This is a genomic window from Streptacidiphilus albus JL83 (genome assembly GCF_000744705.1).
In the GTDB taxonomy this organism is placed as follows: Bacteria; Actinomycetota; Actinomycetes; order Streptomycetales; family Streptomycetaceae; genus Streptacidiphilus; species Streptacidiphilus albus.
This window is the reverse complement of record NZ_JQML01000001.1, coordinates 1,567,048-1,593,684: the sequence shown is the minus strand read 5'-3', so window position 1 is coordinate 1,593,684 and position 26,637 is coordinate 1,567,048. Positions and strand designations below refer to the sequence as shown.

At 72.4% G+C, this 26,637-nt stretch carries 22 protein-coding genes and 1 riboswitch; of the genes, 18 read left to right on the top strand and 4 right to left on the bottom strand.

The features are described from left to right. Positions 1-47: 47 nt before the first annotated feature. From BS75_RS06975 to BS75_RS06935, 9 genes are all read left to right on the top strand, one after another. Positions 48-1,340 carry a sensor histidine kinase gene (locus tag BS75_RS06975; protein WP_052069253.1) on the top strand — a complete coding sequence of 431 codons (1,293 nt, stop codon included), beginning with the start codon at positions 48-50 and terminating at the stop codon, positions 1,338-1,340. Beyond that, positions 1,337-2,008, top strand: a complete 672-nt coding sequence (locus BS75_RS06970; RefSeq protein ID WP_034087574.1) for a response regulator — start codon at positions 1,337-1,339, stop codon at positions 2,006-2,008. The genes BS75_RS06975 and BS75_RS06970 overlap by 4 nt, the downstream gene beginning before the upstream one ends. A 115-nt stretch (positions 2,009-2,123) precedes the next feature. Beyond that, a riboswitch (FMN riboswitch) is annotated at positions 2,124-2,254 on the top strand. A gap of 173 nt (positions 2,255-2,427) precedes the next feature. Next, positions 2,428-3,162 (top strand): riboflavin synthase, encoded by a 735-nt coding sequence (locus BS75_RS06965; RefSeq protein WP_081982151.1) that lies wholly within the window; start codon positions 2,428-2,430, stop codon positions 3,160-3,162. After that, the gene (locus tag BS75_RS06960; protein WP_042440278.1) at positions 3,159-3,851 is read left to right on the top strand and encodes a nicotinamide mononucleotide transporter family protein; all 693 of its coding nucleotides are present in this window, start codon (positions 3,159-3,161) and stop codon (positions 3,849-3,851) included. Before BS75_RS06965 ends, BS75_RS06960 begins: the two co-directional genes overlap by 4 nt. After that, positions 3,848-5,287, top strand: a complete 1,440-nt coding sequence (gene ribB, locus BS75_RS06955) for a 3,4-dihydroxy-2-butanone-4-phosphate synthase (RefSeq protein WP_081982150.1) — start codon at positions 3,848-3,850, stop codon at positions 5,285-5,287. The genes BS75_RS06960 and ribB overlap by 4 nt, the downstream gene beginning before the upstream one ends. An 83-nt stretch (positions 5,288-5,370) precedes the next feature. Continuing rightward, positions 5,371-5,856 carry a 6,7-dimethyl-8-ribityllumazine synthase gene (ribH, locus tag BS75_RS06950; RefSeq protein ID WP_034087573.1) on the top strand — a complete coding sequence of 162 codons (486 nt, stop codon included), beginning with the start codon at positions 5,371-5,373 and terminating at the stop codon, positions 5,854-5,856. Positions 5,857-5,945: 89 nt separating this feature from the next. Beyond that, the gene (locus BS75_RS06945; RefSeq protein WP_034092553.1) at positions 5,946-6,215 is read left to right on the top strand and encodes a phosphoribosyl-ATP diphosphatase; all 270 of its coding nucleotides are present in this window, start codon (positions 5,946-5,948) and stop codon (positions 6,213-6,215) included. A gap of 115 nt (positions 6,216-6,330) precedes the next feature. Beyond that, entirely contained in the window at positions 6,331-7,179 is an 849-nt protein-coding gene (hisG, locus tag BS75_RS06940) for an ATP phosphoribosyltransferase (RefSeq protein WP_034092552.1), read from the top strand. A 15-nt stretch (positions 7,180-7,194) separates the two neighbouring features. Next, a complete protein-coding gene (locus BS75_RS06935) occupies positions 7,195-7,662 on the top strand; it encodes a PH domain-containing protein (RefSeq protein ID WP_034087572.1) in 468 nt (155 codons plus the stop codon). Positions 7,663-7,761: 99 nt separating this feature from the next. Here the strand turns inward: BS75_RS06935 and BS75_RS06930 are convergent, their stop codons facing one another. Then, on the bottom strand, positions 7,762-11,631 hold the full coding sequence (locus BS75_RS06930) for a glycosyl hydrolase 2 galactose-binding domain-containing protein (RefSeq protein WP_063771592.1): 3,870 nt from the start codon (positions 11,629-11,631) through the stop codon (positions 7,762-7,764). A 247-nt stretch (positions 11,632-11,878) separates the two neighbouring features. On the opposite strand from BS75_RS06930, the gene BS75_RS06925 reads away from it, so the two are divergent. The 4 genes from BS75_RS06925 to BS75_RS06910 all read left to right on the top strand — a co-directional run bounded on the left by BS75_RS06925 (position 11,879) and on the right by BS75_RS06910 (position 16,516). After that, positions 11,879-13,228, top strand: a complete 1,350-nt coding sequence (locus BS75_RS06925; protein ID WP_034087571.1) for a hemolysin family protein — start codon at positions 11,879-11,881, stop codon at positions 13,226-13,228. Then, positions 13,225-14,256, top strand: coding sequence for a hemolysin family protein (locus BS75_RS06920; protein ID WP_034087570.1), 1,032 nt, complete (start codon positions 13,225-13,227; stop codon positions 14,254-14,256). Before BS75_RS06925 ends, BS75_RS06920 begins: the two co-directional genes overlap by 4 nt. A gap of 98 nt (positions 14,257-14,354) precedes the next feature. Further along, positions 14,355-15,299: an ABC transporter ATP-binding protein gene (locus BS75_RS06915; protein WP_042440273.1), complete on the top strand. Its 945-nt coding sequence runs from the start codon at positions 14,355-14,357 to the stop codon at positions 15,297-15,299. Next, positions 15,296-16,516 (top strand): ABC transporter permease, encoded by a 1,221-nt coding sequence (locus BS75_RS06910; protein WP_034087569.1) that lies wholly within the window; start codon positions 15,296-15,298, stop codon positions 16,514-16,516. Before BS75_RS06915 ends, BS75_RS06910 begins: the two co-directional genes overlap by 4 nt. A 109-nt stretch (positions 16,517-16,625) precedes the next feature. Here BS75_RS06910 and BS75_RS06905 read toward each other — a convergent pair whose 3' ends face one another. Beyond that, positions 16,626-18,611 carry an AAA family ATPase gene (locus tag BS75_RS06905; protein WP_081983224.1) on the bottom strand — a complete coding sequence of 662 codons (1,986 nt, stop codon included), beginning with the start codon at positions 18,609-18,611 and terminating at the stop codon, positions 16,626-16,628. 783 nt (positions 18,612-19,394) lie between these two features. Beyond that, entirely contained in the window at positions 19,395-19,784 is a 390-nt protein-coding gene (locus BS75_RS06900; RefSeq protein ID WP_034087567.1) for a hypothetical protein, read from the bottom strand. Between the two features lie 260 nt (positions 19,785-20,044). Here BS75_RS06900 and BS75_RS06895 point away from each other — a divergent pair, with 260 nt between their 5' ends. The 5 genes from BS75_RS06895 to BS75_RS06875 all read left to right on the top strand — a co-directional run bounded on the left by BS75_RS06895 (position 20,045) and on the right by BS75_RS06875 (position 26,114). Then, positions 20,045-20,488, top strand: a complete 444-nt coding sequence (locus BS75_RS06895; RefSeq protein WP_034087566.1) for an Lrp/AsnC family transcriptional regulator — start codon at positions 20,045-20,047, stop codon at positions 20,486-20,488. 104 nt (positions 20,489-20,592) lie between these two features. Then, the gene (locus BS75_RS06890; protein ID WP_034087565.1) at positions 20,593-22,260 is read left to right on the top strand and encodes an amidohydrolase; all 1,668 of its coding nucleotides are present in this window, start codon (positions 20,593-20,595) and stop codon (positions 22,258-22,260) included. 672 nt (positions 22,261-22,932) lie between these two features. Then, entirely contained in the window at positions 22,933-24,627 is a 1,695-nt protein-coding gene (gene lnt / locus BS75_RS06885) for an apolipoprotein N-acyltransferase (RefSeq protein WP_231607699.1), read from the top strand. Then, the gene (locus tag BS75_RS06880) at positions 24,624-25,409 is read left to right on the top strand and encodes a polyprenol monophosphomannose synthase (protein WP_042440271.1); all 786 of its coding nucleotides are present in this window, start codon (positions 24,624-24,626) and stop codon (positions 25,407-25,409) included. The genes lnt and BS75_RS06880 overlap by 4 nt, the downstream gene beginning before the upstream one ends. A 138-nt stretch (positions 25,410-25,547) precedes the next feature. Continuing rightward, positions 25,548-26,114: an FxsA family protein gene (locus BS75_RS06875; RefSeq protein WP_231607698.1), complete on the top strand. Its 567-nt coding sequence runs from the start codon at positions 25,548-25,550 to the stop codon at positions 26,112-26,114. A 135-nt stretch (positions 26,115-26,249) separates the two neighbouring features. Here BS75_RS06875 and BS75_RS06870 read toward each other — a convergent pair whose 3' ends face one another. Beyond that, positions 26,250-26,624 (bottom strand): RNA polymerase-binding protein RbpA, encoded by a 375-nt coding sequence (locus BS75_RS06870; protein ID WP_034087564.1) that lies wholly within the window; start codon positions 26,622-26,624, stop codon positions 26,250-26,252. Positions 26,625-26,637: the final 13 nt, after the last annotated feature.

Sequence of the window (26,637 nt, the reverse complement as noted above, 5' to 3'; positions counted from 1 at the left end):
CGTCCGGTAGGACGAGTGGTTTGCAGGGGCTGGCTACGGTAGAGGGCATGCACCTCTTCGATCGCTGCCGCGCGGCGGCCCGCACCCATCCGTACTGGGCGGACGGGCTGATGGCCGTCGTGCTCTACGCAGTGACGATGTTCAACCTGCCGCTGGACCCGGTGCTCAGGGAGTGGTCCGGGCTGCATCCCCGGCTGGTTCTCGGCGTCGCCGGGGTGCCGGTCTTCCTGCCGTTGGTCTGGCGCCGCCGCTACCCGGTGGCGGTGCTCGCGGTCACGGTGGCGGCGACCATCGGCTACATGGTGATCGGCCCGGTGCGCGGCCCGATCCTGCTCGGTGCGACCGTCGCCGTCTACACCGTCTGCGCGACGGTGGAGCGGCGGCTGGCACAGGCCGTGGGCTGGCTGTCGGTGCTGGCGCTCGGGATCACCAGCTGGGACCGGTCGACCGAGGCGTGGAACAAGTCGGTCAACGCCATCGTCTTCGCCTGGATCGCGCTGGCGGTCGCCGTCGGCGAGGCGGTGCGCAGCAGGCGCGCGTTCGTCGCGGCGATCGAGGAGCGCGCGCTGCGCGCCGAGCACACCCGCGAGCAGGAGGCCAGGCGCCGGGTGGCCGAGGAGCGGATGCGGATCGCCCGTGAGCTGCACGACATCGTCGGCCACCACATCGCGCTGATAAACATCCAGGCCGGGGTGGCCTCGCACCTCCTGGACAGCCGGCCCGACCAAGCCAGGGCCGCGCTCGCGCACGTCCGCGAGGCCGGGCGGTCCGCGCTGTCCGAGCTCAACGCCACGGTCAGCGTGCTGCGCCAGGGCGACGAGACCGACGCGCCGACCGAACCCACGCCCGGGCTGCACCAGTTGGACGCGCTGCTGGAGAGCTTCGACCGGGCCGGGCTGCACGTCGACCGGGTGGAGGAGGGCGAGCCCACCAACGTCCCCACCGCCGTGGACCTCACCGCGTACCGGATCGTCCAGGAGTCGCTGACCAATGTCCGCAAGCACGCCGGGACCTCCAGCGCCTCGCTGCGGCTGACCTACCGCCGGGACGGCCTCGGCATCGAGGTCGAGGACAGCGGGCCCGGCGCGGCCGAGCCGGTCGGCGGCAGCGGGTACGGGCTGATCGGGATGCGCGAGCGCGCGGCCTCGGTCGGCGGCACCTTCCGGGCCGGGCCCGGGGCCGACGGCGGCTTCCGGGTCCGGGTGGAGCTGCCGCTGGCCCGGGTGCCCCGCCCGGCCGGGAGCAGGGACGGCGGCAGCGGTGCCAACAGCACCAGCACCAGTACCAGCACGACCGCGACCGCGAACGCGGTCCGGAGCACGGCGAACGGATACGTATGACGATCAGGGTGCTGCTCGCCGACGACCAGGTCCTGGTCAGGGCGGGCCTGAAGGTACTGGTGGACTCCGACCCCGACCTGGAGGTCGTCGGCGAGGCCGCGAACGGCCGCGAGGCCGTCCGGCTGGCCCGCGAGGCCCGCGCGGACGTGGTGCTGATGGACATCCGGATGCCGGAGCTGGACGGACTGGCCGCGACCCGCGAGATCACCGCCGACGAGGACCTGGCCGGGGTCCGGGTGCTGGTGCTGACCACCTTCGAGGTCGACGACTACGTGTTCGAGGCGCTGCGCTCCGGCGCCAGCGGCTTCCTCGGCAAGGGCGCCGAGCCCGGCGACCTGCTGGACGCCATCCGGGTGGTCGCCCGGGGCGAGTCGCTGCTCTCGCCGATCGCCACCCGCAGCCTGATCTCCCGCTTCCTGTCCCAGCCCGACCGCACCCCCGCGCCCACGCCGGAGAAGCTCTCGGTGCTCACCGAGCGCGAGCGCGAGATCGTCGTCCTGGTCGCCGGCGGCGCCTCCAACGACGACATCGCCGAGGGCCTCGCGGTCAGCCCGCTGACGGTGAAGACGCACGTCAGCCGGGCCCTGCTGAAACTCGGGGCGCGCGACCGGGCCCAACTCGTGGTCATCGCCTACGAGACCGGGCTGGTGCGCGCGGGCGAGCGCTGACGCGGGGGCGACGTCCAAACGCCGGAGCGGCGTGACGCACCCCACAGCAGGAAGGGCGCCCACGACTTGCCTTTTCGGCCTTGGATCATGGCAGACTGGCTGACGTAGTAGACGTTTGCGCACTCCGGGGTCGGTGTAATTCCGAACCGGCGGTTATAGTCCGCGACCCGACCGCTTCCAGCGGCCGGTTGACCAGGTGAGATTCCTGGACCGACGGTGAAAGTCCGGATGGGAGGCAGTGCGCGGCGGACAGGGTTGTGCCGTTCCGGCGTGCGCTCCCGCCTCCCCGGCGTGTCCGGTGGTGGGCCGGGCTGCGTTTCCGCCGTCGCTGCGGCGTCTCCCGTGGCGTACCCCGCCGTCCGCTCCTCTCTTCCCAGAGCCCCGGAGTTCCGCACACCGGGCCCGCGGAGGAGAGCTGCATGTTCACCGGAATCATCGAAGAGCTGGGCGAGGTCCTTTCGATCCAGGACCTGGGGGACTCCTCGCGGATCCGCCTGCGCGGCCCGCTGACCACCCAGGACGCCCGTGAGGGACAGTCCATCGCCGTCAACGGCGTCTGCCTCACCGTTCTCGACACCGACGCCCAACTGGCCGACGCGCCTGGCGAGTTCAGTGCCGACGTGATGGCCGAGACGCTGCACCGCTCCAGTCTCGGCGCGCTGCGCCCCGGTTCGCGGGTCAACCTCGAACGCGCGATGGCGCTCGGCGCCCGGCTCGGCGGACACCTGGTCCAGGGCCATGTCGACGGCACCGCCGTGCTGCTGTCCCGCAGCCCCGGCGAGCCCGGCGCCGACGGCATCCCGCAGTGGGAGGTGCTGCGCTTCAGCCTCCCGGCCTCGCTCTCGCGCTACCTGGTCGAGAAGGGCTCGATCACCGTGGACGGCGTCAGCCTCACCGTGGTCGACGCCCCCGCCGACTCCTTCTCCGTCAGCCTGATCCCGGCCACGCTCACCCACACCACGCTGGGCGGCAAGGAGATCGGCGACCAGGTCAACCTGGAGGTCGACGTCCTGGCCAAGTACGTCGAGCGGCTGCTCGGCGACCGCGCGGGGGCCGTCGGCATCCTCGGCGCCGAGGGCGCCGAGACGGGAGCCGAGACGGGTGCCGGGACGGGCGCGGGGACGGGCGCGGGGACGGGAGCCGAGACGCCATGAGCAGCCTCCTCCACGACCTGAACGGGCGGGCGTTCACCGTCCTCGGCGAGCACGTCATCTGGTCCGACATGATCGGCAACCTGCTCGGGCTGGCCGCCCTCGCCCTGGGCTGGCGCCGCTCCGTGGTCACCTGGCCGGTGCAGCTGCTCTCCGGGGTGGTCCTGGTCGCCGCCTACAGTTCGGCGCACCTCAGTGGCGGGGTCGGCAAGCAGCTGGTCGTCATCGCGGTCTCGGTCTGGGGCTGGTGGCAGTGGCGGCGCGGCAGCAACCGCACCGGCGGCGAGCTGGCCATCCGTTTCGCGACCTGGCGCGAGCGCGGCCTCCTGGTCGTGGGCACCGGGGTCGGCACGGTCGCGGTGGCGCTGCTCTTCCAGCACTACAACCTCTCCTGGGCGCCCTGGCCGGACGCCTACATCTTCGTCGGGACGCTGGCCGCGATGGTCGCCCAGGGCCGGGGCTGGGTCGAGTTCTGGTTCGCCTGGCTGGCCGTCGACCTGGTCGGCGTGCCGCTCGCCTTCAACAGCGGGCTCGCCTTCTCCGGCCTGGTCTACGTCTTCTACTTCCTGCTGGTGATCGCGGGGATGCGGGCCTGGTGGCTGCGCACCCGCGCCCCGCAGCCGCCCGCACCGCCGCAGTCCTCCCCGTCCGGGAAGAGCCGCGCGTCCACCCCGGAAGGAATCACGACATGAGCGTCGTCATCGAAACCAGCGAGGAGCTGACCGCCGGTCTGGCGGGGGACCTCACCGACCTGGACGAAGCGGGCCTCGGCGCCGAGGACCTGACCCTCGACAGCATCGAGCTGGCGATCCGCGAACTCGCCGCCGGGCGGGCGATCGTGGTCGTCGACGACGAGAACCGGGAGAACGAGGGCGACATCGTCTTCGCGGCCGAGCTGGCCACCCCGGAGCTGGTCGCCTTCGCCATGAACGAGTGCCGGGGCCTGGTCTGCGTGCCGATGACCGGCGCCGACCTGGACCGGCTGGAGCTCGCGCAGATGGTCGAGCACAACACCGAGAGCCACGGCACCGCCTTCACCGTCTCGGTGGACGCCAAGGAGGGCATCACCACCGGCATCTCCGCCGCCGACCGGGCCCGCACCATGCGGCTGCTGGCCGACCCGGCGAGCGTGCCCGGCGACTTCGCCCGCCCTGGGCACATCTTCCCGCTGCGGGCCAAGGAGGGCGGGGTGTTCACCCGCAACGGGCACACCGAGGCCGGCCCCGACCTGTGCCGGCTGGCCGGGCTGAGCCCGGTCGCGGCCATCTGCGAGATCGCCAAGCCGGACGGGACCATGGCCCGGCTGCCCGACCTGGTGCCCTTCGCCCGCCGCCACGGCCTGGCCATCGTCTCCATCGAGGACCTGATCGCCTACCGGCGGCGGACCGAGACCGCGCAGCCCGCCGAGGTGCCGAAGTCCGCCGAGGTGCCGATGTCCGCCGAGGTGCCGAAGTCCGCCGAGGTGCCGATGTCCGCCGAGGCGCCGCAGTCCGCCGGGACCCCCGCCCCGGCCGCGGTGGTCCGCGCCGCCGTCACCGCGCTGCCCACCGCCCACGGCGACTTCACCGCCGTCGGCTACCGCAGCGCGGCCGACGGGGTCGAGCACATCGCCCTGGTGGCCGGCGGACTGGGCGCCGACGGGCGGCTGCCCGAGGGCGAGGACGTGCTGGTCCGGGTCCACTCCGAGTGCCTGACCGGCGACGTCCTCGGCTCGCTGCGCTGCGACTGCGGACCGCAGCTGGAGGCGTCGCTGCGCAGCGTCAGCGCGGAGGGCCGCGGCGTCGTGCTCTACCTGCGCGGCCACGAGGGGCGCGGCATCGGCCTGGTGCACAAGCTGCGCGCCTACCAGCTGCAGGAGGCCGGGCGTGACACCGTGGACGCCAATCTGGACCTCGGCCTGCCGGCCGACGCCCGCGACTACGGCGATGCCGCACGGATCCTGGACGACCTGGGCGTGCGCTCGCTGCGACTGCTGACCAACAACCCGGAGAAGCACATAGCGCTGGAGCAGCAGGGTCTGGCGGTCACCGGCCGGGTCCCGGTGCAGACCCCGGCGGGTGAGCACAACCTGCGCTACCTGCGCACCAAGCGCGACCGGATGGGGCACGACCTGCCCTGGCTCGCCTAGCCCCACCCTTTCTGAACAGCCATTCGGCGATCAGCTTTTTCTGACGACCTGTCGAACATCGTGAGTACGAGAAGGAGACGCCCGTGAGCGGCGAGGGAGCACCCAGGCTGAGCGTGACCGACTGCGAGGGCCTGCGGGTCGCGGTCGTGGCGGCGCAGTGGCACGAGAAGGTCATGGACGGCCTGCTCGACGGTGCGTTGCGGGCGCTGAAGGAGTACGGCGTCACCGACCCGACCGTGGTGCGGGTGCCCGGCAGCTTCGAGCTGCCGGTGGCGGCGAAGGGGCTGGCCGACCACGGCTACCACGCGATCGTCGCCCTCGGCGTCATCATCCGTGGCGGCACGCCACACTTCGACTACGTGTGCGAGGCGGCGACGATGGGGCTCACCCAGGTCTCCGTCAACACCGGCATCCCGGTCGGCTTCGGCCTGCTGACCTGCGACAACGAGCAGCAGGCGCTGGACCGGGCCGGCCTTGAGGGCTCCAACGAGGACAAGGGCCACGAGTCGGTGACCGCCGCGCTCGCCACCGCCGTGCTGCTGCGCGACCTGGCCGTCCACCGCCGCTAGCCGGGGCAGCCGTTCCGTGAGCATTCGCCGTCCGTTCTCTGGGACGGCTGCGCAGCGTGCGAAAGGGACGGCGTAGGGTGGGGCACATCATGGCGCAGAAGACATTTGAGGAGCTCTTCGTCGAGCTCCAGCAGAAGGCCGCGACCGGCGCTGCCGGTTCCCGCACCGCAGAGCTGGTCGGCCTCGGCGTGCACGCCATCGGCAAGAAGGTGGTCGAAGAGGCCGCCGAGGTGTGGATGGCCGCCGAGTACGAGTCGGACCAGCAGACCGCTGAGGAGATCTCCCAGCTGCTGTACCACGTGCAGGTGATGATGGTCGCTCGCGGCATCACCCTGCAGGACGTCTACGCCCATCTGTAGACCCCGCCCTTGAGTTTTCCGGGAGCGGGGCACCGAGCACGATCGGTGCCCCGCTCTTCGCATGTTCGGACACTTCTTCCTCCAGCTCTGCCCCACCCACGAAAGGCACCAGACCATGCTGCGCATCGCCGTTCCCAACAAGGGTTCTCTGTCGGAGCCGGCGTCCGCGATGCTCCATGAGGCGGGCTACCGGCAGCGGAAGGACTCCAAGGAGCTGGTGCTGGTCGACCCGGAGAACCAGGTCGAGTTCTTCTTCCTCCGCCCGCGCGACATCGCCATCTACGTCGGCTCCGGTCGGCTGGACGTCGGCATCACCGGCCGCGACCTGCTGCTGGACTCCGGCGCCGAGGCGGAGGAGGTGCTGGCGCTCGGCTTCGCCGGCTCCACCTTCCGCTTCGCGGCTCCGGCCGGGACCGCCGACAGCGTCAAGGACCTGCAGGGCAAGCGGATCGCCACCTCCTACACCGGCCTGGTGGCCAAGTACCTGGCCGAGCACCAGGTCACCCCGGAGGCGCTGACCAAGCTGGACGGCGCGGTCGAGACCGCCGTGCAGCTCGGGGTCGCCGACGTGATCGCGGACGTGGTGGAGACCGGCACCAGCCTGCGCAACGCCGGGATGGAGGTCTTCGGTGAGCCGATCCTGGTCTCCGACGCGGTCGTGGTCCGGCCGACCGGCGCCGAGTCGGATGTCCGGGTCGACCAGTTTCTGCGGCGTCTGCAGGGTGTCCTGGTGGCCCGTCGGTACGTGATGATGGACTACGACATCCGGGCCGAGCGGGTCGCGGAAGCGGTCTCGCTCACGCCCGGACTGGAGTCGCCCACGGTCTCGCCGCTGCACAGCGAGGGCTGGGTCGCCGTGCGTTCGATGGTGCTCCGCAAGGAGGCCCAGCGGATCATGGACGACCTGTGGGCCATCGGTGCGCGCGCCATCCTGGTGACCAACATCCACGCCTGCCGCCTGTAGTCAACGGGGCCCCGTATGAGTGCTCACCCGATCCGGACCCGCGTCGACCCGCCGACGCTCCCCACTGCCTGGAGGCCGCTGCTGACCTGCTCGGTGCTGCTCGGCCTGGCGCTGGTCAGCCTGGTGTTCTTCTGCGGGATGGCGGCGCTCGGCCCGGACGACTGGCAGGAGCACGACCGGGTCGGCATCGCGGTCGTCGGGCTGCTGTTCGCGCTGGTGCTGGCGCTGCTGGCGCGGCCGGTGGCGCGGGCCGACCGGGACGGGGTCACCGTCGTCAACTTCGTCCGCAAGCGGCGGCTGGAGTGGGCGGAGATCCTCGGCGTCAACCTGCGCCAGGGGGATCCCTGGGTGCTGCTGGACCTGGCGGACGGGACGACCCTCGCGGTCGTCGCGATCCAGCCGGGCTCGGGGCGGCGGCAGGCGATCCGGGCCGCCCGCGAACTGCGCGCCTGCGTCGACGCCTACGGGACGGCACAGCGCTGACGGTCGGCACAGCGCTGACGGTCGGTACAGCGCTGACGGTCGGTACAGGGGAGGGCGCCCGGTCCGTGGCGGACCGGGCGCCCTGTGCGCTGTGCCGGGTCAGACTGTGATCTTGCTCAGGTCGGGTGCGCCCTTGGTGCCGTCGGCCGAGAACTCGACGGTGTTGGAGCTGCCGGCGTTGAGCTTGACGGTGACGGTGTAGCTGCCGATGACGGAGTAGCTGCTGGAGGAGGTCTCCGGGAAGCTCACCGTCTGGGCGACGCCGTCGACGGTGACGGTGGCCGGCTTGGCCTCGCCGACCGCCAGGTAGTACACCGTCATGGTGTAGCTGCCGGCGGAGGGTTCGGAGACGCCGGTGAAGGTCGCGGTGCCGTCGCTGCCGCCGCCGATGCTGCTGACCTTCTCGCCGCCGGTGCAGGCGGTGCAGCTGGTCACGGCGGCGCCGTTGGCCAGGGCCGCCGAGGCGGCCAGGTAGGTGTTGCCGCCGGAGGCCGCCGCCGGGGTGGTGACCGACAGCGATGCGCTCTGGACGGAGGTGTTCCCGGTCGTGTCGTAGGCGGCGACGGTGTAGCTGTAGGTCGTCGACGCCGCCACGCTGGAGTCGGTGTAGGAGTCGGTGGTGCTGGTGCCGAGCAGCGTGCCGTTGCGGTAGATGTCGTAGCCGGCCAGGGTGCCGCCGCTGTCGGTGCTCGCAGTCCAGGTCAGCGGGACGCTGCCGGAGGTGACCGTGCCGCTCGCGAGTCCGGTCGGGACGGAGGGCGGGCTGGTCGTGCCGCCGCTGGGGGTGGTGACCGCCAGCGCCGTGCTCGGTGCGGAGGTGTTGCCGGCCGAGTCGTAGGCGGCCACGGTGTAGCTGTAGGCGGTCGCGGCCGTCACCGAGCTGTCCGTGTAGGAGGTGGTCGCGCTGGTCCCGGTGAGGGTGCCGTTGCGGTAGATGTCGTAGCCGGCCACGGCATTGCTGCCGGCCGTGGCGGCGGTCCAGGCCAGGCCGACCGCGCCGGCGGTGACCGAGGTGGTCCTCAGCCCGGTCGGAACGCTCGGCGGGGTGTTGGTGGAGCCGCCGAGCGGGGCGGCGACGTCCTGCGCCGCCACGTTGTAGCCGGAGAGGCTGACGACCGGGGTGGCGCCGTTCAGGTCGGAGGACTTGTAGGTGACGCTGACCGTCTGCGACTCGCCCGGGAAGAGGGTGATGTCGTCGTCGCTCCACAGCGCCGAGGGCACCTCGTTGTCACCGGTCTGCGGGACGCCCGCGGCCGAGCCGCGGCGCAGGTCGGTGCGGAGGAAGAAGGCCACGGCGGTGGACGAGGTGTCGGTCAGGGTGACCTTGGTGACGCTGTCCGAACCGTTGGGCCCCGCCTGGGCGCTGGACGCCGCAGTGGCCGTGACGCTGCCTGCCGGAAGGGAGTTGAGACCGGTCAGGTTGGCGTACTGGGTCATCGTGGCGTTGTCGTTGCCGTTGGTCGAGGACCAGTTGACGACGTCCGGGTAGGTGGACTGCCAGTAGACGTTGCGGTCGACCACACTGCCGTTCTGACGGATCGTCAGCTCGACGAAGTAGCTCTGTGCGGCGGACTTGGTGGTGGTCACGGCCGGGACCTTCGGGGTCAGCACCGAGTTGGTCACCTTCTGCGCGGGCAGGCTGAGGCCGCTCGCGGTCCGGTCGTCCAGCACGGTTCCGGCCGCGCTGTAGACCTTGGACTCGACCGACAGCCCGCTCTGGGTGGTGCCGCCGAGGTTGTCCAGCGTCACCGTGCCGTTGTCCTGGGTGTAGATGGCGTGGACGGTGTCGTTGGCCTTCTTGGCGCCGAAGTAGCTGCCGGCCTGGTCGCCGTCCTCGTTGTAGAGGTCCCAGAGCAGGGTCGGCCAGCCCTTGTTGACCTGCCAGTACATGGTGCCGGTGGACGGGGTCGAGGAGTTGGTCGAGTGGTCGATGAACGCCTCGAACTGCGACCGGGTGTTCTCGTAGTTGGCTACCTGCCCCTCCTCGACGTAGCCCGGCAGGCTGGTCGGGGTGCCGTAGCGGGCGTCCAGTGCCTGGTCGAAGTTGTAGAGCGTGCCGAACTGGTACTGGCCGTGCCCGTTCTCGTAGTTCAGGTGGTACTGGTTGTAGGTGCTGGAGGACCAGAGATCGGTCTGCTCGGCGGGGGAGAGGAAGCGGTTGATCGAGTCCATCGTCGGGATGGTGTCCCCGGCGCTCTCCTCGCTGTCGAAGCCCCAGGAACCGCCCGCGTTGGTCTGGTTGTCGTCGGGCTGGTTGTGGGTGGTGTCGTACCAGTAGTTCGGCGGGACCCAGTCGTACGGCCCCTCCTTCTCACCGGAGTCGCCGAGGATCGGACTGCTGTTCTCCTCGGCGGAGGAGACCACCGGGACGTCGAAGTCGGCGGTCTTGAACGCGGCCAGGGTGTCGGCCTCGTTGGCGGTGCCCGGGGCGTTGTCGCTCCAGCTGAAGGTGACCACGCTGGGGTGGTCGACCTGGTTCTCGGCCATGGTCAGCGAGGACAGGGTGGCCACCGTCAGCAGGTTGCCACTGAGGTTGTTGCCCCAGGCGTCGCAGCACTGGAAGCCGGAGTCGATCATGATCCCGGCGGCGTCCATCTGTTCGTAGAAGTCGTCCGGGAACTCGTGGCCCTCCAGCCGGATCATGTTCAGGCCCATGTTCTTCAACAGGGTGATCTGCTGGGCGATGCTCGCGGAGGAGTAGTGGAGGAACAGGTCCTCGGTGAAGCCGCCGCCGCGCACCACGAACGGCACGCCGTTGATGGCGTACTGGCGCACGCCCAGCGAGTCGACCGGGCCCGAGCCGACCAGCGAGGAGGTCACCGTCCGGATGCCGAAGGTGCCGGAGGTCGAGCTGGAGACCACGCCGCCCTGGGTCACCGAGGTGGCCAGGGTGTAGAGCGGCGAGGAGCCCATCTGGTAGGGCCACCACACCTGCGGGTCGCTGACGGTCAGCGCCGGGTACGCGGAGGGGGTGAACGAGACCGTCTGGGTGGTGTCGGCCGGCACCGTCACCGACTGCGAGACGGTGATCGGCGCGGCGCCGCCGGCCGGGGCGGTGATCGTCGCCGACACCGTGCCGGTCTCGGCGGTGGAGCTGTTGTTGGTGACGTTGGTCCTGACCGTCAGCGCCGAGGAGCTGAGGTTGGCGGCGTTGGCCTCGACCACGTGCGAGTCGGCGTTGCTCAGGCCGTCGGAGACCTGGAGCTGCACCGGGAACTGGATGCCGGTGTTGTTGTCCGGCGGGATCTGGCTCCAGTCCACGTCGTCCAGGGTCAGCATGGTGTTCGGGTTGTTCGGATAGACCTCCAGCGCCACGCTGTTGGCGCCGGACTTCAGCAGGCTGGTGACGCTGAAGGTGTAGCGGGTGTAGTCGCCCTCGACGGTGGACTGGGTGGCCACCTCGGTGCCGTTCACCCAGACGTCGGCCTGGCCGACGACCCCGTTCACCACCAGGCTCGCGGTCTGACCACTGGTCAGGCTCTCGGTGAAGTCGGTGCGGTACCACCAGGGCACGTCGAACTTGGCGACGGTGTCGGCCCCGATCTTCGTCATCGACCCGAAGCAGGTCTTCATGTTGGTGGAGTAGTAGACGTCGGGGCAGGCACCGTTCTGCAGCAGCGCCTCGATCTCGGTTCCGGGCGCGCCGCCGTCGTCGTTGGTGACGGGCAGCCAGCCGGTGGTGGAGAAGCCGGGCGCGGAGATGGCCGCGCCGCCCTGGGTGGCGGTGGCGCTGCTGAGCACCTGCCAGCCGCCGCTGCCCAGGGTGATCGCGGACGAGGTGGTCTGCGGCACCGCAGCGGCCTTCGCCGCGGCCCGGGCCGGGGCGGCCTTCGCGGGAGCCTGGGCACGGGCCTGGGCCGGGGTGTTCGCAGGGGTGGCGGCCCGGCCGGTGGCACCGGTCGCGCCGAGCAGCGCGACCGCGGCCGCCAGGGGTATCGCTAGACGGATGTGCGCCGTTCTGTGTCTCACGGAGCCTCCTTCGGCGCCCCGAAGCCCGGGGGCGGAGCAACCGAGCGCGTTAGTTAGGTTAATTAACTAGATATCGGTGACGGTAACGGCGGCGTGAGGGCGCGGTCAACGAGTGGTGCGTAACGATGTGATGTGCCCCGTTCAAGGGGCGCCGCGCACCGGACAACGACACGGCGGCGCGATCTTTGATGACTCATCACGTAGGTTATGAGTAATAAAATGATGAATCGCTGCTGATGGGACTGTCGTGACCACCGCCTGGTTGCTGCTCGGACTGGCCGTACTGCTGATCCTCGGCAACGGGCTGTTCGTCGCCGCCGAGTTCGCCCTCGTCACCGTCGAGCGCGGCGAGGTCGAGCGGGCCGCAGCCGCCGGCGACCGGCGCGCCGCGGGCGTGCTGGCCTCGCTGCGCACCCTCTCCTTCGAGCTCTCCGGCGCCCAGCTCGGGATCACCGTCACCTCACTGCTGGTCGGCATGCTGGCCAAGCCCGCCATGGCCCAGCTGCTCGGCCCTCCCCTCGGCGACCTGGGCGTCCCCTCCGGACTGGTGCACCCGCTGGCGGTGGTGGTCGGGATGCTGGTCGCCACGGTGCTGCAGATGGTGGTCGGCGAACTGGTGCCGAAGAACTGGGCGATCTCCAAGCCGCTCCAGGTCGCCCGGGTGGTGGCCGGGCCGCAGCGGCTCTTCTCCACCGTCTGCCGACCGCTGATCGTGCTGCTCAACGGCGCCGCCAACCGGATCGTCCGGGCGCTCGGACTGGAGCCCGCCGAGGAGTTGGCCTCCGCCCGCAGCGCCGAGGAGCTGATCGCCCTGGCCCGGCACTCCGCGCACGAGGGCGCGCTGGAGGCGGACACCGCCGACCTCTTCGTCCGCGCCCTGGGCCTGGGCGAACTGACGGCGGAGAGCGTGATGACGCCCCGGGTCGACGTCTCCGCCCTGCACGACTCGGCGACCGCCGCCGACGTGGTCAACCTCACCCGGGCCACCGGGTTCTCCCGGTTCCCGGTCTTCCACGACAGCATCGACGAGGTCATCGGCGTGGTCACGCTCAAGGACGCGCTCGCCGTCCCGGTCGGGCAGCGGCACGCGGTACTGGTGGACAGCCTCGCCTCGCCGCCGCTGCTGGTCCCGGAGACGCTGCCGGTGGAACGGCTGCTGGAACTGCTGCGCCGGACCCAGCCGATGGCGGTGGTGGTGGACGAGTACGGCGGCACCGCCGGGGTGGCGACCCTGGAGGACATCGTCGAGGAGATGGTCGGCGAGGTCCAGGACGAGCACGACACCGACGAGCACCCGGACCTCGGCCCGGCCGCGCCGGTCGACGGCCACCCCGCCTGGGAGGCCGACGGCCGCTGCCGGATCGACCAGCTCGCCGCCGTCGGCCTGCACCCGCCGGACGGACCCTACGAGACCGTCGCCGGACTGGTCGCCGACCTGCTCGGCCGGCTCCCCGAGCCGGGCGACAGCTGCGAGCTGCCCGGCTGGCGGCTGCGGGTGCTCGCGGTCGAACGGCACCGCACCGAGAGCGTGCTGCTGGTGCACACGGCTGAGTGGGCGGACCGGGGCGCGGACAGCACCGAGGGAGCCGAGGCATGAGCTTCCTCCAGATCGGCTTCTCCGTCCTGCTGCTGCTCGGCAACGCCTTCTTCGTCGGCGCCGAGTTCGCCCTGGTGTCGGTCCGCCGCAGCCAGGTCGAACCGCAGGCCGAGGCCGGCGACCGGCGGGCCCGCAGCGTGCTCTACGCGCTGGAGCACGTCTCCGCGATGATGGCGGCGGCGCAGCTCGGCATCACCGTCTGCTCGCTGCTGCTCGGCGCGCTGGCCGAACCGGCCATCGCCCACCTGCTGGAGGGCCCCTTCCACGCCTTCGGCGTCCCCGACGACCTCACCCATCTGCTGGGCTACCTGATCTCGCTGGCGATCGTGGTCAGCCTGCACATGGTGGTCGGCGAGATGGTGCCGAAGAACATCGCGCTGGCCGGCCCGGAGCGCTCCGCGCTGCTGCTCGGCCCGGCGCTGGCCCGGCTGGCCCGACCGCTGCGGCCGGTGATCCACCTGCTCAACGCCTTCGCCAACCTGCTGCTGCGGCTGTTCGGCGTCCGCGCGGTGGACGAGGTCGAGTCGGCCTACACCAGCCAGCAGTTGGCCAACCTGCTGCACGACTCCAGGGACGCGGGCCTGCTCGGCAGCCTGGTCCAGGAACGGCTGGAGGACGCGCTGGAGCTGGGGCTGCGCCCGGTGCGGGAGGTGCTGCTGCCGCCGGGCGAGCTGGTCACCGCCGAGCCGGGGGCGACGCCCCGGCAGATCGAGGAACTGGTGGTGCGCACCGGCTTCTCCCGGTTCCCGGTGCGCGGCGCGGGCGGCGCCTTCCTCGGCTACCTCCACGTCAAGGACGTGCTGGAGCTGGAGGACCAGCAGGCCCCGGTGCCGAGGGCGCTGTGGCGGCCGATCATCGCCCTGCCGGAGGAGCTGCCGCTGGACGACGCGCTCGGCGCGATGCGCCGGGCGGCCTCGCACCTGGCGTCGGTGGTGGACGGCCAAGGGGTGACGCTGGGGCTGGTCACCATGGAGGATGTGCTGGAGGAACTGGTGGGGGAGGTGCACGACCCCGACCACCAGCAGTAGCTCAATACAGCCTCAAGTCCCGGACAGCCGTTCGGGGTGTGGGGGAGGATCGGCACGGTGGAGGAGACCGCCTCCTCCCGGGGGAGAGCACGAAACAGATGAGTGATCGAAAACTAGAGGTCGACGGCGTCTCCAAGCGCTACGGCGACACCGTCGCGCTGCGGGACATGGCCTTCGAGGTGAAGGCCGGTGAGATCTTCGGCTTCGTCGGCAGCAACGGCGCGGGCAAGACCACCACCATGCGGATCATGCTCGGCGTCCTGGCCGCCGACGCGGGCGAGGTCCGCTGGGACGGCCGCCCGGTGACCCTGGAGACCCGCAGCCACATCGGCTACATGCCGGAGGAGCGCGGCCTCTATCCGAGGATGCGGGTCGGCGAGCAGCTGGAGTACCTGGCCCGGCTGCACGGACTGAGCCGCGCGGAGGCGGTCCGGACCACCCGCGAGTGGACCGAGCGGCTGGGCGTGGCGGGCCGGATCGGCGACGAGGTGCAGACCCTCAGCCTGGGCAACCAGCAGCGGGTGCAGCTCGCGGCGGCACTGGTGCACAACCCGAGCATCCTGGTGCTGGACGAGCCCTTCTCCGGGCTCGACCCGGTGGCGGTGGACGTGATGAGCGCGGTGCTCCGGGAGAAGTGCGACGACGGCGTCCCGGTGATCTTCTCCAGCCACCAGCTGGAGCTGGTCGAGCGGCTCTGCGACCGGGTCGGCATCGTCCGGGCCGGCGCCATGGTGGCCTCCGGCACCGTCCCCGAGCTGCGCGGCAGCGGCACCGAGGAGCTGGTCGTGGACGCCCCCGAGGCGCCCGACGGCTGGGCCGACGGACTGGCCGGCGTCAGCTTCACCGGCCGCGAGGGCACCCGCACCGTGCTGGCCCTCGGCGCGGACGCCGACGACCAGGCGGTGCTCCGCGCCGCGCTGGCCACCGGCCCGGTCCGCGAGTTCGCCCGCCGACTGCCCTCGCTGACGGAACTGTTCCGGCACGTGGTGAGTACCGATCCGACCGGCGCGAGCGCTGCCGAGAACGAAGGAGCGACGGCATGACCGCCCCGGCAGAACGGCTCCCGGTGGGCTCCCGCGACGCGGTGGCCCTGGTCGCCGGACGCGAGATCACCGTCCGGATCCGGACCAAGGCCTTCCTGATCACCCTGGCCGTCACCGCCCTCGCGGCGGTGGCGCTCCCGCTGATCCTGCACTTCGTCAACCTCAGCTCGGGGCCGACGAAGATCGCCGTGCTCCGGTCGGACACCAGCCTGTCCGCCTCGCTGCAGAGCACCGCCACCGAGCTGGGCGGGAAGATCACCCTCGTCCCGGTGGCCGACCACGCGGCCGGCGTCGCCGAGGTCAGCAACGGCTCGGTCAGCGCCCTCGCGGAGACCGGCGCCGGCGGCACCGGCATCGCGACCACCGTCAAGACCAGCCTGGACACCTCGGTCCGCCAGCTGTTCCAGACCGTGGAGCAGCAGCAGGCGCTCAGCGACCAGATCACCGCGCTGGGCGGCAGCCCGGCCAAGGTCGGTGCGGCCGTCGCCTCGGCCCAGGTGCAGGTCACCACGCTGAAGCAGACCGACCCCAAGCAGGGCCAGCACATCACCATCGCCATCGCGGCCGGCCTGCTGATGTACATGTCGCTGATGCTGGTCGGGCAGATGGTCGCGCAGGGCGTGGTCGAGGAGAAGTCCAGCCGGGTGGTCGAGCTGCTGCTCGCCACGCTCCGCCCCTGGCAGCTGCTGGCCGGCAAGGTCATCGGCACCGGCCTGCTCGGCCTGCTGCAGATGCTGGTGCCGGCCGTCCTCGGGGTCGGCGTCGGGATAGCGACCAAGACCCTGAACATCTCCCTGTCCAGCTCGGTCGGCAGCGTCGCCTGGGCGCTGCTCTGGTACGCCCTCGGCTTCGCCATCTACGCCACGGTGTTCGCCGCGCTCGGCGCCACCGTCTCCCGGCAGGAGGACGTCCAGGGGCTGACCTTCCCGGCGGTCATGCCGCTGATCGCCGCCTGGGTCATCGGCATCTCGGTGGTGCCGACCGACCCCGGCAGCCCGCTGGTGACCTGGCTGTCGATGATCCCGCCGACCGCACCGGTGCTGATGCCGATGCGGATCGCGATGGGCGTCGCCCCGATGTGGCAGGTCCTGCTGTCGGCGCTGCTGGCCGTCGGCTTCGCCGGCCTGCTGCTCCGCTTCGCGGCCCGGATCTACCGCAACTCCGTGCTCCGCAGCGGCTCCCGGGTCCCGCTCCGCGAGGCCCTCAAGGCCGCCTGAGGCGCCGCGCCCGCAGGTTGTTCACCGGCCCCGCTTCACCGGCCCCGTCCCTCGGCGCCGCCCCACGGCAGAGGGGCGGGGCCGAGGAGCGTCCCAGGGGCGGAGCGGCTCAGCTGCGGCCGTCGATGAGTTCGCCGTAGGCCTGGAGCACGTCGGGCAGGCGGAGGGTGGCCAGGTCCTGGCGGGTGGGGGGTTCGCTGAGGACGGAGAGGCGGAGGTCGCGGTAGGCGCAGGACTTCTCGTAGAGGGTGCGCATGAAGCGCCCGTTGCCGAGGTCGTCGATCCAGCCCTCGCGGACCACGTGGGCGCTGATGCTGCGCAGCTCCTCGGTGGCCTCCTCGTCCCAGGCGTCGCCGTCCGCGCCGGCCAGGGCCTGGCCGATGGCGGTCAGTTCGGCCGGGCGGTAGCTGGGGAAGTCGACCCGGCTGGTGAAGCGGGAGTTCAGCCCCGGGTTGGCGGCCAGCAGCCGGTTCATCCCCTCCGGGTAGCCGGCCAGGATCACCACCAGTCGGTCGCGGTTGTCCTCGGCCCGCTTCAGCAGCACCTGCAGCGCCTCGTCGCCGTAGGCGTCGCCCTTGCTGTAGCCGGAGTTGGCCAGGCTGTAGGCCTCGTCGATGAAGAGCACGCCGTCCAGCGCCGAGTCGATCAGCTCGTTCGCCTTCACCGCCGTCTGGCCGAGGAACTCGCCGACCAGGTCCGCCCGCTGGGCCTCGACCAGGTGGTCGCCGGAGAGCAGCCCCAGGGCGTAGAAGACCCGGCCGAGTATCCGGGCGACGGTGGTCTTGCCGGTCCCGGAGGGGCCGGAGAAGACGAAGTGGCGCTTCGGCGGCTGCACCGGCAGGCCCTGGTCCGAGCGCAGCTGGGCCATCCGCAACTGCGCCGACAGCGCCAGGACCTGACGCTTCACCGGCTCCATGCCGACCATCCGCTCCAGCTCCGCCAGCGCGGCCTCCAGCCGGGGCCGGTCCGGCTGGGCGCTGGTGCCCGGCGGCAGCGGCAGCGCCGAGGACAGTGCGCGGTGCCGGGCGCTGCCGACCGGGCCGCCGCCGGCCTCCCCGTCGGCGTCGCCCTCGGGCCCGCTGTCGAGGCCCGGCGTGCCCTCCGGCTCCGGGTACCCGGGGAACTGTCCCGGGTCCACCTGGCCGGGCAGCAGCGGGCCCTGCTCGATCCGTCCCGGCAGCAGTGCGCCGCCGGTGTCGGTGGTCGGGTCCGTCAGCGCGTCGAAGTAGTCGCCCTCGTACGGCCCCTCGGCGGTGCCCGGTACGGAGTTGGCGCCCGGACCCGGTCCGCCCGGCTCCGGGCGCGGCCCGGCCGCGACCGGGTCGCCCGCGTGGCGCGGGCGCTGGAAGCCTGGCGGGGCGGGGGACTCCAGCAGCGCCGGATCGAGCCCGTCCTCGGCCGCGATCGCCGCCAGCCGGGCGGCGGTGTCCATGAAGCCCGGGTCGACCCGGTGCACCGCCCGGTACAGCGACACGGCGGCGGCGCTGCGCCCGCCGCCCTCGTACGCCCGGGCCAGCCAGTAGCGCAGCTCCTTGCGCTGCGGCTGCTCGGAGCGGCAGCGGGCCAGCGAGGTCGCCAGCGGCAGCTCGGCCTGGCCGCACATGTCCAGCCGGACCCGGGCCATCCCGCTGAACAGTCCCGCCTCGATCCCCAGCAGCTGGTCGTCCAGCAGGCCGTCGGTGTCCCGGATCAGCTGCTCCCAGTCCTTCAACAGGTAGGAGCGGCAGGCGTGCAGGAACCGCACCGAGCGGTCCTGGTCCGGCGGACGGCAGTCCGCCAGCGCCCGCTCCAGCTCCGGCAGGTGGCGTCCGTCCAGCCAGTGCGAGGCGTGGGCGAGGGCCAGGTCGCGGGAGTCCTCCAGCACCGGCTGGACCCACCAGCCCAGCCAGTACCAGGAACTGAGCGGACGGCGGTGCCGGCGGCGCTGCTCGCCGAAGCGGTCGCGGTTGCGCTGCATGGCCAGCAGCGCGGCGGAGGTGTCCGAGCGCAGCGCGTGCAGTCCCAGCCAGGCGTCGGCCATGCCGGGGTCGATCCGCACGGCGGCGCGGAACTCCTCCTCGGCGCGGGTGTAGGCACCGGCCGCGTACGCGTCCATGGCCCGCAGCCAGGCGCGGTCGGCCAGGCTGCGGGAGGCCCTGCTGTCGCTGTCGTCACTAACCACCGGTCAGTCCCCCCGCTGCACGTCGCCGTACCGGCCGCCCCCGACCCGAGCCACCAGGCCCTGTAGGGCATCGTACCGGCGGAGTGCTGATCCGAAAGGGTGTCACGCGGGGACAACCGGACTCTGGCTGGTAGTTGTGGGCCCTGGTGGGCGGGGACGTCACCGGTGCGAACACGGGGAGTCACGAAGATGATCTGTGTGGGTGTTCGAAAAACGAACAAGACGCCGGCCACGGGGGAACGGCCGGCGTCTTGTGATCGTGTGGCGCACTGTCACTCCGTAGTGCGCTGAACCGAACGTAGTAGCTGTCCGCACCGCAGGTCAAGGGGATCGGCGGGGTCGAATCCGGCGGATCGCGGCCGGAGCGCGACGGCGGCCGGGCCGGGCGGACTTGCCTAGATTGGCTCGCGGACAGCCAAGGTGCCCCAGGCTGTCCCGATTACCCTGAGTCAGCAAATGGGCGGACTCTGTGCGAAGGGGATTCTTGGGGGCGTCCCAGATTACTGCCGGAGTGTTCGGGCGGGTATGCCCCGGGAGGCGGAACCCGCCACGGGGCATACTCGCTGCGCGGCACGGGCGTGGGCGCCCGCGGGCGCACATGACGGCGCGCCCTCGGCGGCTCGGGCCGACTTCGAGGGCGCGCGGACGCCGGAGCGCGCCGTCGACCGGTCCGGTCGGGCGCCAGGGCGGGTTGCTTGAAGGTGTTCTGACGAACCGTCAGTGACGCTGCTCGGCCACCCGCACCGGGCGTGAGCCGGCGCCGCCGACGTGGGAGAAGGGCTGGCGGCGCCAGTCCAGCTCCGGCGGCAGCGTCAGCAGCGCCTCCAGCGAGGGCTCGGGGTCGAAGTCGGGCTCGTCGTCCAGCTCGTCGGCCTCGTCCACCGAGAGGCCGGAGCCGGAGCAGATCGCGGGGGAGAACGGGGCCCAGGCCGTCGGCAGCAGGGCGTGCTGGGGGAACCGCTCCTCGTCGCCGAGCAGGGCGATCGGACGGTCGCACTCGGGGCAGCAGAGCCTGACGATGTCCCAGGTCTCGCCCTCGCCCGGGTCCGTGCCCGGAGCCTCGGAGTAGGCCGGGACGGCAGGCTGAAGTTCTTGGATCACAGACATGGTGGTCCCCCTCGACGACGGACGGATCGGCTCCACCCCGCGGCACGGTCCCCAGGCGGCGGAGGAGTCATTGCCAGGACTGCCCAACCGCGACGACCGGTAATCCCTGGGACCCGGCATCCCGCCATTCGGACCGTGTGGCCTTCGTCACAGGTGGACCGGTGTTCGGAGCCGCGGCCCGTGGTGCCCACCGGCGCCCGTCCGCGCAGGCCCGGCGTCCGGCCCGCACCGGGCCGCCGAGTCGGATAGCCTCGCGTGTCGTGGAGGAACTGGACCGACAGATTGTGCAGCTGCTCGTCGCCGACGGCCGGATGAGCTACACCGACCTGGGCAAGGCCACCGGGCTGTCGACCTCGGCGGTGCACCAGCGCGTCCGTCGGCTGGAGCAGCGCGGGGTGATCCGCGGCTACGCCGCGATCGTCGACCCGGAGGCGGTGGCGCTCTCGCTGACCGCGTTCATCTCGGTGAAGCCCTTCGACCCGAGCGCCCCGGACGACGTGCCGGACCGGCTGGTCGGCCTGGAGGAGATCGAGGCCTGCCACAGCGTCGCCGGCGACGAGAACTACATCCTCAAGGTCCGGGTCCCCAGCCCGGGCGACCTGGAGGACCTGCTCGCCCGGATCCGCACCGCGGCCGGCGTCTCCACCCGCACCACGGTGGTGCTCAGCACCCCGTACGAGTCCCGCCCCCCGCGCCTGCCCTGACCCCGCGCCCCGTGGGTCCGCGCCCCGTGCGCCCGCCTCCCGCAGGGGCTTGCGCCCGAACCCGGACCGGAGGGGCGGGAGCGCGAGGAGGCAGACTGTCAGCCATGACTCCGCGCCCCTCCCTCCCCGCCCCGGACGAGTCCGCCCCGCGCACCCTGCTGCTGCGCGGCGGCCACGTCTACAGCCCCGCCGATCCCTTCGCCACCGCGGTGCTGGTGCAGGACGGTCAGGTGGCCTGGGTCGGCGCCGAGAGCGCCGCCGACAGCTACGCCCGCGACGCCGACGCCGTGGTCGACCTCGGCGGCTCGCTGGTCACCCCCGCCTTCGTCGACGCCCATGTGCACGCCACCTCCACCGGGCTCGCGCTGACCGGCCTCGACCTGACCGGCTGCCCCGACCTCGCCGAGGCCCTGCGCCGGATCGCCGACTTCGTCGGCCGACAGCGCGCCGAGGGCGGGATCGTGGTCGGCCACGGCTGGGACGAGACCCGCTGGCCGGAGCGGCGCGCCCCCACGCTCGCCGAGCTGGACGCGGTCTGCGGCGCGGCCGCCGTCTACCTCTCGCGCACCGACGTCCACTCCGCACTGGCGTCCGGCGCCCTGCGCGCCCTGGTCGGCCCGGACCTCGCCGCCGCGCCCGGACACCACCCCGACGGGCCGCTCACCCGCGACGCCCACCACCTGGTCCGCCGGGCCGCGCTGGCCCACCTCACCCCCGCCCAGCGGGGCGCCGCGCAGACCGCCGCGCTGCACCGGGCCGCCGAGCTCGGCATCGGCTCGGTGCACGAGTGCGCCGGACCCGACATCTCCTCGCCCGAGGACCTGACCGCGCTGCTCGACCTGGCCCGAGGAGCCGGAGCGGGCACCGGCGGACGGCCGCTGCCCGAGGTCTTCGGCTACTGGGGCGAGCTCGGCGCGGTCGACACCGCCCGCCGGCTCGGCGCGGTCGGCGCCGGCGGGGACCTCTTCGTCGACGGCGCGCTCGGCTCGCACACCGCCTGCCTGCACGCCCCCTACGCCGACACCGCCGACGAGGGCGCCGAGTACCTCACCGCCGCGCAGATCGCCGACCATGTCACCGCCTGCACCGAGGCCGGGATCCAGGCCGGCTTCCACGCCATCGGCGACGCCGCCCTCGGCGCCGTGGTCGCGGGCGTCCGCGCCACCGCCGACAAGGTCGGGCTGGCCCGGGTCCGCGCCCTGCGGCACCGGGTCGAGCACGCGGAACTGCTCGACCGGGGCACCGTCGCGGCCTTCGCCGAGCTCGGCCTCACCGCCTCGGTCCAGCCGGCCTTCGACGCCGCCTGGGGCGGACCCGAGGGGATGTACGTGGACCGGCTAGGACCGGAGCGCGCCCGGACGATGAACCCCTTCGCCGCACTGCTCAAGGCCGGCGTGCCGCTGGCCTTCGGCTCCGACGCCCCGGTCACCCCGCTCGACCCCTGGGGCACCGTCCGCGCCGCCGCCTTCCACCGCACCGCCGAGCACCGGATCTCGGCCCGGGCCGGGTTCACCGCCCACACCCGCGGCGGCTGGCGCGCGCTCGGCCGGGACGACGCCGGCGTGCTGGTGCCCGGCGCGCCCGCCTCCTACGCCGTCTGGGCGCCGGCCGAGCTGCTGGTCCAGGCCCCCGACGACCGGATCGCCAACTGGTCCACCGACCCCCGGGCCGGCGTCCCCGGCCTGCCCGACCTGACCCCAGGACGGCCGCTGCCGCGCTGCCTGGCCACGGTCGTCCGCGGGCGCACCGCGTACCTCGCCGAGCGGGACTGACCGGGCCCCTGGACCGTCCGAGTGGTGTGCGGTGTCCGGATACCGCCGAACGATGGGTGTGCCGGAGCCCGCCCCGGCCCCGGTCGCACCGACCTGACCTGCAACGACGTGCCATCGTGGCAGGTCGGGGGAGGGTTGACAGGACGTGGTCGCAGGCGGGTAGGTTCGGCCGCGTCCACCTTCCGGGTCCTCCCTGGGACCGACCGACCGGAACACCTCCACGCAAAACCCGAGACCACGACTGGGCCAACGAGCGGCGTCCGCTGGACACCGACAGGCAGCCAGGTCCAGTGCCCTAGGCCCGGGGAGCGCGGGCGCCGGCAGGCCAACCGGGTCCGGTCGGCAGGTGCGACCCGGACACGGCTCGAACGTTCAGTAGACAACGGCTCTCGGTCGATCCGCAGCCAGCGGATCCCAGGTCGGACCGAAGAGCGTTCGGGCCGCGTCCTGTGGCTGCCGCCGCCGTGGACACGGCTGCGGGCCCGGTGGGGCACCTTCGGGGTCGGGTGTGGATTTCCCTTCCCGCGACCCCGGACTCCGCCCGGGGCCCGTTCACGCTGTACGGTCTTCGCACGTCGTGCCTGCCGGAACGGCACGTCGCGGACCCGCCCCCGGGTCCCGAGTCCGGTGTCCGCGCTCTCGCGTACACCCGTGTGAGTGAAAGTGGCGAACGTGGCCTTGCCTCTCGACCCCGTACGCCCCGAGGCGGCGCCGGCCCCGGAGCCGGAGCCCACCGGGCCGCGCCCGCCCGGCCGGCTCCGCACCCGGTCGGCGCGGATCAGGGCCGGACTGCCGCGCACCGCCCTCGCCGCCGTCTGCGGGGTGCTGCTCGCGCTCTCGTTCCCCCCGTACGGCCTGTGGCCGCTCTCGGTGCTCGCCGTCGCCGGACTCGCCCTGCTCACCGACCGGCGCACCGGTCGGCAGGCCGCCTGGACCGGGTTCGCCTTCGGCGCGCCGTTCCTGCTCTGGCTGCTCTTCTGGCTGAACGTCATCGGTCTGGACGCCTGGCTGCTGCTGGCGTTCTTCGAGACCCTGTTCGTCTGCCTGATGGCCGCCGGGCAGGCCGCCGCCTCGCGGCTGCGGGCCTGGCCGCTGTGGACCGCCTGCCTCTGGGTCGCCCAGGAGTGGGCCAGGGACCGGGTGCCGCTCGGCGGCTTCCCCTGGGGCCGGCTGGCCTTCGCCAACACCTCCTCGCCGTTCACCCCGCTGGCGGCGATCGGCGGCGCCCCGCTGGTCACCTTCGGCGTCGCGCTGAGCGGCGCGCTGCTCGCCCACGCCGTCCTGGTGCTGAGCGGACGCCGCCCGGCCCCGCGCTGGGGGGCTCGCGGCTTCGCCCTGGCCACCACCGCGCTGGCGGTGGTCGTCGGGGTGATCGGCTACGCGGTGCCGCTGCCGACCGCCGGGACCACCGCCGGGGGGCCGGCCTCCGCCGAGATCGCGCTGATCCAGGGCAATGTGCCGCACGCCGGCATGGACTTCCTGGGCCGCCCGATGGAGGTGCTGCAGAACCACGTCGACGAGACCGACAAGCTCGCCGCACTGATCGCCGCCGGCCAGGCGCCCAAGCCCGACCTGGTGATCTGGCCGGAGAACTCCTCCGACGTCGACCCGTACCAGGACCTCCAGGCCTATGACCTGATCCAGCAGACGGTGGACAACATCGGCGTGCCGATCCTGGTCGGCGCGCTGGTCAACGGCCCGGACGCGACCCATGTCCAGAACGAGGGCATCGTCTGGACCCCGACCGGCGGCCCCGGCGCCCACTACACCAAGCAGCACCCGGTGCCCTTCGGCGAGTACGTCCCCTACCGCTCGGTGCTCACCAAGTACTTCACCGAACTGAAGCGCGTGCCACGGGATTTCTACGCCGGAAAGACCACCGGTATCCTCCAGGTGGGCCCGGCCAGGATCGGTGACGTCATCTGCTTCGAGGTGGCATACGACGGCATCGTCAGGGACGCGGTCACCAAGGGCGGACGGGTGATCGTCGTACAGACCAATAATGCGACGTACGAGCACACCGACCAGCCCGACCAGCAGTTCGCGATGTCCAGGTTGCGCGCGATCGAGCACGGCAGGTCCGTGGTGATCGCCTCGACCAGCGGCATCAGCGCGGTCATCGCCCCCGACGGCCAGGTGGTGGAGCGCAGCCGGCTGGCCACCGCCGCCGAGCTGGAGGCGAAGGTCGCGCTCCGCGACCCGCTGACGGTGTCGGACCGGGTCGGTGCGGCGCCCGAGTGGGCCATGGCCGTGCTCGGACTGCTGGCATGGGCATTTGCATTGTTCACGGCACGGCGAAATCGTAGGTCTGCCAGCACGGTGTCGAGTGACGCAGTGATTGACGTGGAAGAAGGGGCCGGTCCGTGACCGACAGCACCATCGAGGCAGCCGAGTCCTTCGGCGACCTCGGCAAGATCCTCGTGATCATCCCGACGTACAACGAGATCGAGAACGTCGGCCTGATCACCGCCCGGGTCCGGGCGGCCGTCCCCGAGGCGCACATCCTGATCGCGGACGACAACAGCCCCGACGGCACCGGCGACGCCGCCGACGTGCTGGCGGCCGAGGACCCGAACCTCCAGGTGCTGCACCGCAGGGGCAAGGAGGGACTGGGCGCCGCCTACCTGGCCGGCTTCCGCTGGGGCATCGACCACGGCTTCGACATCCTGGTCGAGATGGACGCGGACGGCTCGCACCGCCCCGAGCAGCTGCCCCGGCTGCTGACCGCGCTGCGCAACGCGGACCTGGTGCTCGGCTCCCGCTGGGTCCCCGGCGGCGAGGTGGTGAACTGGCCCTGGTGGCGCCAGTTCATCTCGCGCGGCGGCAGCACCTACTCGCGGCTGATGCTGCGGGTGCCGATCCGGGACGTCACCGGCGGCTACCGCGCCTTCCGCAAGCAGACCCTGCTCGGGCTGGGTATGAGCCAGGTGGCCTCACAGGGCTACTGCTTCCAGGTGGACCTGGCCTGGCGCACGGTCCGGGCCGGCTTCAAGGTGGCCGAGGTGCCGATCACCTTCAAGGACCGCGAGTTCGGCGCCAGCAAGATGAGCGGCAACATCGTCGGCGAGGCCCTCAAGCGGGTCACCGCCTGGGGCGTGCTCAGCCGGCTCGGCCGGATCCCGGCCCCGGTGCCGGACCCCGAGGGCTGAGACCGCGAGTGGCACCCTGGTCGGTGGACGGCCGCGCGGAACACCCCCGGGCCGCCGCACGTTGACCAGGGCGCGGACCGGCGCGGCGTACCCGTGCGAGGAGCGGTCCGCGCGAGAGCGAAGGAAGTGGGCGGCACCGTGAGCGGGACACGAGCAGACGCGAGCAGCGGGACGGGGCAGCCGGTGCCGAAGCGGCGGCGCGGGCTGTGGCGGTACGCGCCCCTGGTGGTCGCCGCCTGGCTGGTGCTGGAGATCTGGCTGCTGATCCAGCTCACCGGTTGGGTCGGTTGGTTCGGGCTGTTCGTCTACCTGCTGGCCTCGGCGCTGGTCGGCGGCTGGGTGATCAAGCGAGCCGGGCTGCGCGCGCTGCGCTCCGCCACCGCCGGCAAGGGCGAGGCGGGTACGGCGGTGAGCATCGCCGGCGGGCTGCTGCTGATCATCCCCGGCGTCCTCTCCGACCTGCTCGGACTGGCCTGCCTGTTCCCGCCCACGGCGGCGCTGCTGCGCCGGATCCCGGACCGGTTCATCCGCCGCAGCGCCGGCCCGATCGCCGACGCCTACCGGCTCCAGGAGCAGCTGCGCATCCACCGCCCCGACGGCAAGGTGGTCCCGGGCGAGGTGATCGTCGGCGAGGTGGTCGACCAGGACGGGCCGTCCCGGGCCCAGCAGCCCTACGACTACGGCCGCCGCGACCAGCTCGGCTGACCGGGACCGGGTCGACCGGGGCTCGGCTGACCGGGCCTGGGTCGACCGGTGAGACGCGGCAGGACCCGGGACGCCGCACTCGGATCGAGTGCGGCGTCCCGGGTCCTGCCGGTCTCGCTGTGCCTTCGGTCGGCCTCAGGCGGTCTTGCGGTTGTCACGGGGGTGGACGGCGATGTTCATGCGTCCGGACCGCAGCACGGCCAGCCGCTCGGCGAGCACCTCCTCCAACTCCTCACGGGTCCGCCGCTCCATCAGCATGTCCCAATGGGTACGGGCGGGCTTCGCCTTCTTCGCCTCCGGCTCGTCGCCGTCGACCATTAGTGCTTCGCTGCCGCAGAAGCGGCACTCCCACGCGGTAGGAATTTCGGCCTCTACGGAGAACGGAACCTCGAACCGGTGTCCGTTCTGGCATGCGTATTCGACGGTCTGGCGCGGGGCCAGGTCGATGCCGCGGTCGGTCTCGTAGCTGGTGGCCCCGAGTCGCGTGCCGCGGAGAGCTCGCTCACTCATGAATCGTGCCTCC